The following is an 11,737-nucleotide window of genomic DNA, read 5'->3' as shown; positions in this document are numbered from 1 at the left end:
GGGACGAAAAGCAAAATATTAATCAGACCCACCAACCGTATTTAGTACCAGAACCGCTAGTTTATTTATGCAAAGTTTTTTAAATAGTTGTCCTATCCTTTCTATGAATATTATAATTCATAAAGAATTAGTTATAACTTCTCATCGTTAATTTGAGTTGATTTTCCATTTAACTTTGTGATTAGAGGATTGAAATTATGATCCAGATATTTGGTGTTAAAGGAATTCCTACAATTCGTGAGGGTGACAATATTGCAAAAATAATTGTGGACGCTGCTAAGATTCAGGGCGTGGAAATAAAAAACAAGGATGTTTTGGTTATAGCTCAAAGCATAGTTTCTAGGGCAGAGGGAAGCGTGGCGGATCTTAACAAAGTGGTTCCATCAGATTTTGCTATAAGGACTGCTAAGAGGTTTGAAAAGGATCCTCGTCAAGTAGAGGTTATTCTCCGTGAAGCAAAACAAATTATCAGAATGGAGTACGCTATCATTACAGAAACTAAGCACGGGTTTATTTGTGCAAACTCAGGTGTGGATAAATCGAATATGCCTGGTGAGACTTTTGTGTCCCTCCTGCCTAAAGATCCGGTGAAATCCGCTAGAGAAATAAGAGCTGAATTGGAAAAATTGACTGGAGTTAAAGTGGCGGTAATTATTTCAGACACTCACGGAAGACCATTTAGGGAAGGAGCTATAAATGTAGCTGTTGGTGTTTCTGGAATGAAGCCTCTCTGGGATAGACGGGGTGAAGTGGATCTATTCGGTTACAAGTTAAAATCCACCATAGTCGGCATTTCCGATCAACTGGCTTCCGCGGCTGGACTAGTAATGGGAGAAGCCAATGAGGGAATTCCCGTTGTTATAATAAGAGGATTCAATTATATCGAGGGGGAAGGAAGCGTTAAAGATTTGATAATGGATCCTGCAAAAGACATGTTTCGATGATCAGAGAGTGGGACAATGATAACCGTATTATCTGGGGGAACAGGTGGTCTAAAACTAATTCAAGGACTTGTCAATTTCGTAGAACCAGAGGAAATTACACTTATAGTTAATACTGCAGATGACTTTGAGTGGCTGGGCCTGTATGTTAGTCCAGATCTAGACACCGCAATATATTTGCTCGCGGGCCTTCTGGATGAAATCAAGTTTTGGGGGGTTAAGGGTGACACTTTTCACTTCTTGGAAATGATTAAAAAGTATGGGTACGAAGACTGGTTTTCTGTTGGAGACCGGGATTTGGCGACCCACCTGCACCGAACAATGCTGCTTAGAAAAGGATACACTTTAACCAATGTTGCAGCTTTACTATGTCGTACTTTTAATATAAAGGTGAAAATTCTGCCTATGTCTAATGAAAAAGTTACTACTTTTGTAAAAACTGAGAAGGGGACCTTTCACTTCCAAGAATACTGGGTCAAGCGAAAAGGATTAGATCGAGTTATAGGCGTGAATTTTGAGGGAATAAAACAAGCGAAACCAGCACCAGGAGTGGTTGAATCAATAAAAGAAGCCGCTGGTATAATTATCGGTCCCAGCAATCCAGTAACCAGTATCGCCCCCATTCTAAGAATACCCGGTATTAAAGAGTCTTTAGAAAGTGTTTCTACTAAAAAAATTTGTATCAGTCCTATTGTGGGGAGTGGTCCAGTCAGTGGTCCGGCAGGAAATTTGTTAAATGGAATAGGTGTAGAGGTGTCGCCCTTTGGAGTTGCTAGTATTTATCGAGGGCTTATAGATGAAATATTTATAGATAAAAGTGATGAAACTTTTACTGAAAGAATCAGTTCGTTGGGTATCAAAGTTATTTGCGCAAATATCATTTTGAAGAGTGAAGAGGATAAAACACATCTTGCCAAACTGGTTCTAGAAAGATTAGAGGCCAACCAATGATACATATTAGAAATCATGTGATTTTAGCGCCGATGGCCGGAGTATGTAATGGCAAATTCTGTTTCGAGGCTGCTAAGGCTGGGGCGGGTATGGTTATACTTGGAGGTATAAACTTCGACGCTGAAACAATTAAAGCCGGGTTCAGAATAAAACATAGAGGCAGAAGCGAATTCCACATAGAGCTAAAAAATTTAAAAGATTTTATTTCCAGTGAGGTTGCAATTGCAAAGAAAGGTGGCGCCCCAGTGGCTGTAAATGTGCGAGCGGCCACATTAGAGGGATTGTTAAGAGCTGGAGAAATTGTGCAGAATAGCGGAGCTGATGCTTTCGAGCTAAATGCTCATTGTAGACAACCGGAGATTACAGAATTAGGTGGAGGAGAAGCTCTGCTTTTCGATTTCGAAAAACTTAAAGAATGGATTGAAGGTCTGAAGGGCACCCTCAGGATACCCCTGATTATAAAGTGGCGTGCAAACGTGGTTGATGATTTAACTCTGGTAGAGCATTTGGATTCAGTTGGAGTTGACGTTTTTCATATTGATGCCATGAAACATGGTTATCCCGAGGCGGACCTAGAAATCATTAGGAAGATTTCAAAGAGTAGTAAAACTTTCTTAATTGGTAATAATTCAATTACTAGCTTAGATAGAGCCTTGAAGATGATCAAGGCAGGTGCAAAAGCGGTTTCAGTAGCTAGATATACCATAAGTGATCCCAGATTGGTTGGAAAACTAGCTCTAGAGGTTGAAAAAGCCCTTCCAAAATAATATGGAAAATTTCTTTTATAGGTATTTTAAATTGTAAACACTGAATATTGTTTAAGGGAATGACCTTGAGAGTACATGTTATAATCCCTTTTAAAGGTGTTATGGAATCTAAGTCAAGGTTGATGAGCGGAATCTCAGACTATCAGAGAAAGCGCTTAGTGAAAGCTATGCTATCCGACGTGATCACAGCAGTAACTAACTCAAAAAATGTAAACCACCTCATAGTAGTAACTCCGGATAAAAAAATAGAAAATATTATTCCAAAAGATGCTACTCTACTGCTGGAGGACAGACTAAGAGGGATAAATCACGCAATAATGGAAGCCACCGAGTACAGCCTAACTATGAATGCTGAAGCCACACTTGTTATTCCTGCCGATCTCCCCCTGATAACCCCTCAAGACATAGATACAATTATCTCAATGGGAAAATATAAGCCCATCATAATACTTTCACCCTCCTTAACTGGGGGAACAAACATCCTATATAGGTCGCCTCCCCAAGTTATAAAACCTAAATTCGGAAAAAACAGTTTCCAAACACACCTTAAAGAGTCTAGAAAAATTAACATAGAACCCAAAATTTACAGCTCAAAAAGAGTTTCCCTTGATTTAGATGAAATAGAAGATGTCAAAAAAATTGTGGAGTATGGAAATAGTACAAAAACATTTGAAGTATTATACAAAACCGAATTAATATTCTCTCGGGCTAAAAGATAAAAATTAAAATTTTATAAGAATGGATTATTCTAAACTTAATAAAACTGAACGTGTTTCTAGATTTGGATAAGGAGTAGGAGTAACTATTCAGTGAAAACTTTTTATATTATTGAAATTTCCTCCTCAGTTTTTAAAACATAACTAATACAGACCCCCTACACCGATTAAAAACAACAGAACCCAATAAGGGCTATATGCTGGGAAAATTAGAAAGTACTCTTCCAGCAAGTAGCCTCTTCCAGCAAGTAGTAAGCTATCATAAAAATGGGTATCTAGCCTCTAGTAACTATTATTATAAATCTTGTAAAATCTCTAAATCTCGATATTAAAGCTCTAGTATGTGGTCTAGCCTTAAATTTCTGCTTCACACTAATCGACATTTTCTGAAAACTCCATTTACTGAAAAGTAGATTCAAAATTATAATCATAACTATCGGGTAGATCATCTTTTGGTGTGTTTAGAGGATTTTTGAGATAATTTCAGTCAAATTGAAATATAACTATATATAATTCTGTAGGTTTTTTCATTGTTATTCGATTGGTATGATTTCAACTTCGATGGTGTTTTTCAGTTTTCTGAGCTTTTTCTCCACTTCAACTATTGGAGTTTTACATTCTGTAAAGTTAATTATGGCGTAAAAATCGCTAATTTCCTCAAAACTTGGTGGGACCACGGTGGATTCGATGTTAATGTTCATTTTTCCAAGCTCGGTTGCTACAACGCCTAAAACTCCCGGGATGTTTCTAAGCTTCATGTACAGCTCGGCAAATTTCTCTTCTCCCAGAATTATTGGATATAGGATGATTTTGGTTTTTGATTTATCCGCTATTATTAAAAATCTGGTGCCTTCTTTAATATCTAGCATTTCGCAAACTTTTTCGGGGAGTTTAATTCGATACTCTGAATCGATTGTTGAAAATTGTGAAGCTCGTGGTAAATTTCTTTTGTCACCCATCTTTATATGCCCCTTGTTTGATTTTTAACGATAATCTATTAAGGTTAAATACCTAGTTTAAATTAATTGTTATGAATTATTCTATGTTGTTAAAGAACTTTTCTGTAATTACAATCGGTGGTATCAATGAAAGTCTATGTTTATGGCATATTGGATTTTAGCACTATTGATTATCCCCATAAACCCGCTATGGTCATTTTTATGGCGGGTTGTCCATTTCGATGTCCTATGTGTCATAACTGGAAGATGCTGGAGGTAGGGCCGGATCAGGAAGTGGAATTATCCAGAATCTTTGAAAGAATAGAAAAAGCTAGTTCTTTAATAGAAGCAGTTAAAGTTTCTGGTGGGGAACCTACCCTTTATCCAGATGTCCTGAAAGAAATTGCTGATTTTTGTAAGAAAAAGAAACTATCTTTTGGGTTCGATACCAACGGATTTTTCCCTGAAAGTGTAAAGGAACTGGTAAATCAGACAGATCTAATATCGATAGATATTAAAGGACCATTTAATGATCCCAAACTGCAGGGTAAACTATGTGGAGTGAATAATGGTGAAAAAATTATTCAAAGCCTATTATTGACACTTGAAACAGTTTTCGAAAATAATTCTTATGCCGATTTAAGAACAACTGTTATTCCCGGATTAAATAGCGAAGAAGTATGCTATGAACATATAGGAAATGTTTTGAGAGATATTGGATATTTACCAAAAGCGGAAAAGGGAAAAGCGAGTTACACGCTCCAACAATTTTTGCCGGCGAGAGCTTATAGTAAAGAGCTGAGAAAAATTAAATCATCAAGCTTAGAGCTTCTCATAAGATTGGGGAAGAAAGTCAATGTCCCTCGGGTCTATTTAAGACACAGAAATATAGGGTTTATGGTACCACTTGAAGAACCCCATATCTAAATATTCTATTACCCCTACCATAAAGAAAATTTTTAGACTTTTATTAAGCATAATAACTCCAAAATTATTTTCGCAGCAACCATTGCGGTGGTTTTCCCACCATAGGTTACTTCTACAACATCACAACCAGTAACCTTGTCACAAATTTCTAATAAATCAATTAATTGGTTGAAAGTTAATCCTCCCGGTTCTGGATTACCCACATCAGGAGCATAAGCGGGATCTAAAACATCAATATCAATACTTAAGTAGATACGATCTTTTCTTTCTTGGAATTCTTTTATCTTGTTAAAAGCCTTTTGCATTCCCTCTCTCTGAATTTCGAGAGCCGTAATATAGTTCCAATCATTTTTAGTAATAAACTTGTATTCTTCTTTGCAGATTGATCTTACTCCCACCTGAAGAACATCATAGCCCTCATCCGATATCTTTCTCATAAATGTTGCATGAGACAGTGGCTGGTCCAAGTATTTACTTCTCAAATCCGTGTGTGCGTCAAAATCTATTATTCCCACCTCTTTTCCAAATCCTCTCACCACCCCCAGGGTCATGGTGTGTTCGCCTCCCAGCATTATAGCCTTTTTGCCATCTTGGTTTAATTCTGCTACCACTTTTTCCACTCGGTCAAGTGTTTGGTAAACATCCCCTTGAACCACTGCCACATCTCCCAAATCACAGACTTTGGCATCCTCCGCATCCCTAAGGCATCTAAGACTAAATGACTCCAGATTACACGATGCCTCTCTAATGGCTGAAGGACCGAAGCGCGCACCAGGCAAATAGGAAGAAGTACCGTCAAAGGGAGCCCCAAACAGTGCAAATTCAGCATCCTCATATAGTGTAGTTCGCCCTAAGAAAATGTTCTGGGGACTGAGATAAAGTGCTCTATAGGTCATTTTTCCCATCCTCCATCTTTTTCATGAAGTAATCAATGAACTTTTTTAAAGAAGGAGACTTTATTTCCTTTTTCTCTACTAGTTGATTCCATTCCTCAACCAATTTAGCATATTCATCATCCTCCCTCTCTGATTTAATCATATCCTTCGCCACAACTTCAAAATCGAACTTATTCTCTTCTACTCCCAATCCCATACAAAAATTTCGAGCCTCCTTGTTGAGTGTGAATTTGTATCCTAAATTATTATGTTCCCAAAGAAAGGGAAATGAGCGACATATAAAGGGTCGAACCGGGTAAATGGAGCAAGGTCCAGAATTATTAAAGTAACAACCATCATTTTTCTTATTATTTTTTAAACACAAAACCCACTTTTCTCCCTCCTCTCCCAAGAATCTAGGCACATCCTTAAACGATTTCTCAACACTTTTATCGGGAATCATGCAATCCAAAAAATCATAAGGGTCAAGCCTATAGGTTTTAACTATTCGAAAAACATCTTTGTGAGTTACACAAATAGTGTATATGGAGCAACATTCTCCGCACTGTTGACACTCAAAATTAGTAGATTTAATATACTTCTTGACTTTCTTTAATAATAATGATAATCTTGAACCCATGATTGAGAAAATCATTTAAAGAAATAAAAAGCTTTTGAGTAGTAACCAATACTAATTATTCACTCAAGTTTTGATTCAATATTTTACATAAAAGCGGCGGAGGAACAATTTTGGAAACCATATCCGCAGAAGACATGAAAATTGCCGACGAAAACTCGGAATACTTAGGGGTTCCAAGATCACTACTAATGGAAAACGCAGGAAGAGGAATCCTTGAGAATATAATAAAAAGAAAAAAAGTAACAGATTCAAACATCGTGATTTTTTCAGGCACTGGAAACAATGGGGGAGACGGCTTTGTTGCCGCAAGACACTTAGCCTCGGTAGGCGCCAAGGTGCATTTAATACTAATAGGTGATCCAGCCAAAATTCGTACACCGGAATCTAGACAAAACTGGAAAGCCTTAGAAAAAATGGAACTAACCATAGAAAAAATTCTAATAAGCGACACTTCAGACTTCGAAAAAATCCAAAATATAGTTAAGAACGCCGATGTGCTAATCGATGCCATGTTGGGAACCGGAATTACTGGAAGAATCCGGGAACCCTTCTCCACTGCCATAGACCTATTTAACACCTCAGAAGCATTCAAAATAGCGATAGATGTCCCAACCGGATTAGATCCTGAAAGCGGCCAAATCCAAGACAAAGTGGTAAAAGCCGATGTCACAGTAACCTTCCACAAAGCAAAACCCGGATTGATAGATAAAGACTGCACCGGGGAACTTGAAATATGGCCTATCGGTATACCGCCGGAAGCAGAGATCATCGCAGGGCCTGGTGACGTCAAATCCGTAGTTAAGAGAAGAGATCCTTATTCTCACAAAGGAGATTTTGGTAAGGTTCTTGTGATTGGGGGAAGCAAATACTATTCCGGCGCACCCGCACTAGCAGCTCTCGCTGCTCTCCGAACCGGCGTTGATCTAGTAATAGTTACACCCCCTGCAAAAATCGCTCAAGTGATTAGAGGATACTCTCCAGACCTAATAGTACGAGAACTTCCGGGCGAAGTACTAAACAAGGAAGCTTTACCCATTCTCAGGAATCTTATCCAAGACTGGGCAACCGGAATAGTTGTGGGACCGGGACTAGGACTAGACGAAGAGACCCGTGAAACACTACCTAAAATTTTCCAACTTATAAAGGAGAAAGATTTGCCTTTACTCGTGGATGCAGACGCATTAAAAATCCTAGCAAATGAAAGGAAAACACTCTACGGTACAAAAACCGTACTCACTCCTCATCAGGGAGAATTCCTGCAACTAACCGGAGAAAAACTTCCACCACCTTCAAAGCTAAAAGACCGAATGAAAATGGTGGAAGACTGGGCAAAAGAATTGGGAGTCACCATACTCCTCAAAGCCCACGAGGATATCATATCTGATGGGAAAAGAACAAAAATCAACACCACCGGCAATCCCGGAATGTCTGTAGGCGGAACAGGCGATGTGTTGAGCGGAATCTGCGCAGCATTCTTGTCCCAAGGCTATAAACCTTGCAGAGCAGCAGTTGCCGCAGCATTTATCAATGGGATAGCCGGAGATCTGGCTGTCGAAAAGAAAGGCTTCCATATTACAGCAACAGACCTGATAACACTAATTCCCGAAACCATTAAAGTCTACGAATCCTAATGAAGATTCATCGTAGCTACTTTAAGTTAAGGTTAAACGTAAACAAAATATTATATTCTATTTATGAACAAGAAAATCGTAATCTCCCTGATCTTTCTTATCATAATCGGGGCATCTTTCGGCTCATACTTTCTAATTATGTCTACCTCTTCGGAGGATTTCTTTAGTTTCTCACCCCTGTTTTTGTTGGGGGGGAGACTTTGAGGAACTTGAAAGAGTTGAATTTACTGTGGGTGGTGTAACAATTGATGATTTTGCCTACTGACTGCAAGATATCGATATAGAAAGACTAAACGATTCTAAATACGACTTAATCATTTTAGATTATTCCTCTGACGGAAGTGAAACCGGAGAATACTCCAATGCAGATGTCACCTATATGAAATCTTCTGGAGATAAAGAGAAATTGCTGATAGCCTACATTAGCATCGGTGAGGCGGAAAATTATCGATTTTACTGGAATAACAGTTGGGACGCAAATAGAGATGGAATTCCCGATGCTGATGCTCCAAAGTGGTTAGACATTGAAAACCCGGAATGGAAGGGAAATTATAAAGTTCATTATTGGGATTCTGGTTGGCAGGCCATTATTTACGAATACTTGGATCGAATAATTGATGCTGGATTTGATGGAATATACATGGACATCATATATGCCCATGAATACTACGAAGGGGTTATTCCGAATTCGGATTAGTTAATGATTGACTTTGTTGGAAATATTTCAGATTATGTTAAAACTTATGCAGGAAACACCTTCATTGTGTTTGCGCAGAACGGCGACGAACTATTGTTAAATTCAACCTACCTAGAATACATTGACGGTATAGGTTGTGAAGACTTGTTTTACTACGGTAACTACGCCACTGACTCTTATTGGCGAAATGAAGGAATTAATAATTTAAATCAAGCTTTAGCCGCAAATAAGGCCGTACTGGTTACTGATTACGCAACTTTTAAAGGTAAAATATATGACTCCTACTCTCAGTATATCAACAACGGATATTTACCTTATGGTGCAATTAGAGATTTAGACGCGTTAAAAGAGTATTCCTTCTATCCTGCTACATAATACCACTTTCTTAAAAAAAATTAAAACCTAATAGAAGGAAGGTTCTATTTCCTATCATAGATCCTTGGGAGCGTTTTGTGCAAATGTCCAGCCTTGAACCTAAAGACTACCTCCAAAAAAAAGACTTTGCAGAACCCCTAAACCTTAAAGACTTGGAACTATTTTTTGAAGACTCGAGCGTGCAAAAACTAGCAGAAAAACTAGGAACCCGCGTCTATATACTAAGCCTAAACCAACTAGAAAGAAACGCAAAAAGATTCAGAGCGGCTATCGAGGGCTATCCTCAATTCAAACCCAGCTATGCCCTAGCTGCCAATGCCCTGCCCCAAGTAGCACAAACCCTAGTAAACCTGGGTTTTGGAATAGAAGTAGTGAGCATCTACGAATTAAAACACGCTCTGTCAAAACTAAAAAATGTACCCTTTATTATCTGCAACGGGGTCTCAAAACACGCCACCCAAAACCAGCAAAAAGAAAGCCTAATACAAACAGTAATGAAACTCCAAAAAGAAAAAAACATAACACTAAACTTCAACTCAATAGAAGAAATCAAACACGCCAAAGAGTTCTGCGAAAAAAAGAACATTCCACTAAAAGCAGGATTATCCCTAAATCTAGCCAGCCACTTCCAAAACTCGGAACTCCAACCCGGACTAGCAAGATTCGGAATCCACACCGAACAAATACCCGCAGCAATCAAACTCCTAAAAAATTCCAAAATCAAAATAGAAGCAGTCCAATCCCACATAGGCACCCAGGTAACCAAACTAAGCAAATTAGTAAAAAACGCAAAAATACTATGCGACTATGCAATCCAAATAGGGAAAAAGCTAGAAACCATAATTGAAACCATAAACATCGGGGGAGGAATCGCAGTAAACTACTATAAAACACAAAAAAACAAGAATCTAAATCCCGACTACACAATCGAAGAATACGCGCAAAACATAATTAGAGAAATAACCCAAATATACCAGAAAAACGGAGCTGATCCCCCCACCATTATAACAGAAACTGGACGATGGTTAACTGCAAACACCATGATACTCCTACTAAAAGCAACAGAAACACGCAAAACACCACAAGACAAACACCAATGGATAATCACAGACTGCAGCGCCCTAACAGACACCAACGACACTGTATGCTTCGGACAATACTTCGAAATAGTCAACGCCACCAAAATCCACCACAAACCCACAAACTGGTACAACATAGCCGGAATAACCTGCGACAGCAATGATGTCTTCGCCTGGCCAAAAAACAATACCGGACCCCGAAAACTACCAAAAACAGATCCCGGAGATATCCTAACGGTGCTAGACGTTGGAGCCTACCAGCTACCCCTAAGAAACAACTTCAACTTACTACCTAAAACCCCAATATACACACACAAAGGACAACCAATAAAATAACACCACACAAGTAAAAAATAAACAAATCTAAAAAACGAGAAAACCCTAAAGAAACAAAAACTGAGATTAGGAGTAATCAATCAGAATCCTAGTAAGATCGCCAAAAGCCGCTTCCACGTTAGTGCCCGTCTTAGCACTGGTCTCAAAGTACACCATATTACGATTAATCGCAAACTCCAAAGCCTCCTCCAAACTAACAGCTCTCCCCGGCATATCCGTCTTATTGCCCACCAATATCATAGGAATCGAAGGACAATGCCTACCAATCTCTTCCAACCAATTCTCTAAATGCTCAAAACTCTCCCGCTTAGTAACATCATAAACCAACAAGCCACCCATAGCACCACGATAATACAAAGGACGAATATAACTAAACCGCTCCTGACCACCAGTATCCCAAATCTGCATCTTAGCCGTCCGAGGACCATTATTAGTATCCACACTAACCGTCTTCACCGCAAAGTCTACTCCAATTGTCATCTTGTAGTCTTCTTTGAAATAACCGTGGGCGAAACGGACAGTTAAGCTAGTTTTTCCAACTGCTCCGTCACCCAGTACTATTATTTTGAAGAGGTAATCGTATTCTCCTGACATTTTACTACTCCTTCTTTTTCTTTTCGTGTTTTTTATGTTATTTATTTCTAATCGCTTTCTTATGTTTTCTTTGTTTTGTAAAAATTTAAAACTTTCTAATGCAAAATATTTTTGAATTTTTTAAGATATATATTTATTATTTTAAATTGATATGAATTAAAAGTGTGATATTAAAATGCCTAAGGAAGGTCATGTTTCTCTGGAAGATTTGGATTGGGTTCTACTCTATGTAGAAATTCATAGAATTACATAGAGTTGGGGCTTCACAGT

13 protein-coding genes are annotated in these 11,737 nt (G+C 38.4%); 9 read left to right on the top strand and 4 right to left on the bottom strand.

Features of this window, described 5'->3' with window-relative positions; translation table 11 throughout:
- Positions 1–197 precede the first annotated feature (197 nt).
- The 4 genes from cofE to cofC are packed head-to-tail and all read left to right on the top strand — an operon-like array spanning position 198 to position 3,378.
- Positions 198–944, top strand: coding sequence for a coenzyme F420-0:L-glutamate ligase (gene cofE, locus ACUVXA_RS09205; RefSeq protein ID WP_445870958.1), 747 nt, complete (start codon positions 198–200; stop codon positions 942–944).
- A gap of 15 nt (positions 945–959) precedes the next feature.
- Positions 960–1,892 carry a 2-phospho-L-lactate transferase gene (gene cofD, locus ACUVXA_RS09200; RefSeq protein ID WP_445870957.1) on the top strand — a complete coding sequence of 311 codons (933 nt, stop codon included), beginning with the start codon at positions 960–962 and terminating at the stop codon, positions 1,890–1,892.
- Positions 1,889–2,659, top strand: a complete 771-nt coding sequence (locus ACUVXA_RS09195; RefSeq protein WP_445870956.1) for a tRNA-dihydrouridine synthase — start codon at positions 1,889–1,891, stop codon at positions 2,657–2,659. The genes cofD and ACUVXA_RS09195 overlap by 4 nt, the downstream gene beginning before the upstream one ends.
- Positions 2,660–2,718: 59 nt before the next feature.
- The gene (gene cofC, locus ACUVXA_RS09190; RefSeq protein ID WP_445870955.1) at positions 2,719–3,378 is read left to right on the top strand and encodes a 2-phospho-L-lactate guanylyltransferase; all 660 of its coding nucleotides are present in this window, start codon (positions 2,719–2,721) and stop codon (positions 3,376–3,378) included.
- A 530-nt stretch (positions 3,379–3,908) separates the two neighbouring features.
- On the opposite strand, the gene ACUVXA_RS09185 is transcribed toward cofC, so the two are convergent.
- Complete coding sequence (locus tag ACUVXA_RS09185) at positions 3,909–4,334, bottom strand: hypothetical protein (protein ID WP_445870954.1); 426 nt, start codon at positions 4,332–4,334, stop codon at positions 3,909–3,911.
- A 126-nt stretch (positions 4,335–4,460) separates the two neighbouring features.
- Between ACUVXA_RS09185 and ACUVXA_RS09180 the strand changes: the two genes are divergently transcribed.
- On the top strand, positions 4,461–5,240 hold the full coding sequence (locus ACUVXA_RS09180) for an anaerobic ribonucleoside-triphosphate reductase activating protein (protein WP_445870953.1): 780 nt from the start codon (positions 4,461–4,463) through the stop codon (positions 5,238–5,240).
- Positions 5,241–5,272: 32 nt separating this feature from the next.
- Here the strand turns inward: ACUVXA_RS09180 and speB are convergent, their stop codons facing one another.
- Positions 5,273–6,136, bottom strand: a complete 864-nt coding sequence (gene speB, locus ACUVXA_RS09175; protein ID WP_445870952.1) for an agmatinase — start codon at positions 6,134–6,136, stop codon at positions 5,273–5,275.
- The gene (locus tag ACUVXA_RS09170) at positions 6,126–6,755 is read right to left on the bottom strand and encodes a YkgJ family cysteine cluster protein (protein ID WP_445870951.1); all 630 of its coding nucleotides are present in this window, start codon (positions 6,753–6,755) and stop codon (positions 6,126–6,128) included. Before ACUVXA_RS09170 ends, speB begins: the two co-directional genes overlap by 11 nt.
- Before the next feature lie 110 nt (positions 6,756–6,865).
- Between ACUVXA_RS09170 and ACUVXA_RS09165 the strand changes: the two genes are divergently transcribed.
- The 4 genes from ACUVXA_RS09165 (at position 6,866) to ACUVXA_RS09150 (ending at position 10,873) form a co-directional block, all read left to right on the top strand.
- A complete protein-coding gene (locus ACUVXA_RS09165) occupies positions 6,866–8,386 on the top strand; it encodes an NAD(P)H-hydrate dehydratase (protein WP_445870950.1) in 1,521 nt (506 codons plus the stop codon).
- A 265-nt stretch (positions 8,387–8,651) separates the two neighbouring features.
- On the top strand, positions 8,652–9,083 hold the full coding sequence (locus ACUVXA_RS09160; protein ID WP_445870959.1) for an endo alpha-1,4 polygalactosaminidase: 432 nt from the start codon (positions 8,652–8,654) through the stop codon (positions 9,081–9,083).
- Between the two features lie 66 nt (positions 9,084–9,149).
- Entirely contained in the window at positions 9,150–9,458 is a 309-nt protein-coding gene (locus ACUVXA_RS09155; protein WP_445870949.1) for a hypothetical protein, read from the top strand.
- Between the two features lie 83 nt (positions 9,459–9,541).
- Positions 9,542–10,873 carry a diaminopimelate decarboxylase family protein gene (locus tag ACUVXA_RS09150; protein ID WP_445870948.1) on the top strand — a complete coding sequence of 444 codons (1,332 nt, stop codon included), beginning with the start codon at positions 9,542–9,544 and terminating at the stop codon, positions 10,871–10,873.
- A gap of 66 nt (positions 10,874–10,939) precedes the next feature.
- Here ACUVXA_RS09150 and ACUVXA_RS09145 read toward each other — a convergent pair whose 3' ends face one another.
- The gene (locus tag ACUVXA_RS09145) at positions 10,940–11,467 is read right to left on the bottom strand and encodes a GTP-binding protein (RefSeq protein WP_445870947.1); all 528 of its coding nucleotides are present in this window, start codon (positions 11,465–11,467) and stop codon (positions 10,940–10,942) included.
- Positions 11,468–11,737 lie beyond the last annotated feature (270 nt).

The organism is Candidatus Jordarchaeum sp. (genome assembly GCF_052745115.1).
Note: the sequence above shows the minus strand (reverse complement) of the source record. Positions and strands in the feature narration are given on the sequence as shown.

Coding starts and splice junctions, on each gene's coding strand:
- cofC (WP_445870955.1), top strand. CDS start 2,719: ATGACCTTGAGAGTACATGTTATAATCCCTTTTAAAGGTGTTATGGAA.
- ACUVXA_RS09170 (WP_445870951.1), bottom strand. CDS start 6,755: ATGGGTTCAAGATTATCATTATTATTAAAGAAAGTCAAGAAGTATATT.
- speB (WP_445870952.1), bottom strand. CDS start 6,136: ATGACCTATAGAGCACTTTATCTCAGTCCCCAGAACATTTTCTTAGGG.
- ACUVXA_RS09195 (WP_445870956.1), top strand. CDS start 1,889: ATGATACATATTAGAAATCATGTGATTTTAGCGCCGATGGCCGGAGTA.
- cofE (WP_445870958.1), top strand. CDS start 198: ATGATCCAGATATTTGGTGTTAAAGGAATTCCTACAATTCGTGAGGGT.
- ACUVXA_RS09185 (WP_445870954.1), bottom strand. CDS start 4,334: ATGGGTGACAAAAGAAATTTACCACGAGCTTCACAATTTTCAACAATC.
- ACUVXA_RS09180 (WP_445870953.1), top strand. CDS start 4,461: ATGAAAGTCTATGTTTATGGCATATTGGATTTTAGCACTATTGATTAT.
- cofD (WP_445870957.1), top strand. CDS start 960: ATGATAACCGTATTATCTGGGGGAACAGGTGGTCTAAAACTAATTCAA.
- ACUVXA_RS09145 (WP_445870947.1), bottom strand. CDS start 11,467: ATGTCAGGAGAATACGATTACCTCTTCAAAATAATAGTACTGGGTGAC.
- ACUVXA_RS09150 (WP_445870948.1), top strand. CDS start 9,542: ATGTCCAGCCTTGAACCTAAAGACTACCTCCAAAAAAAAGACTTTGCA.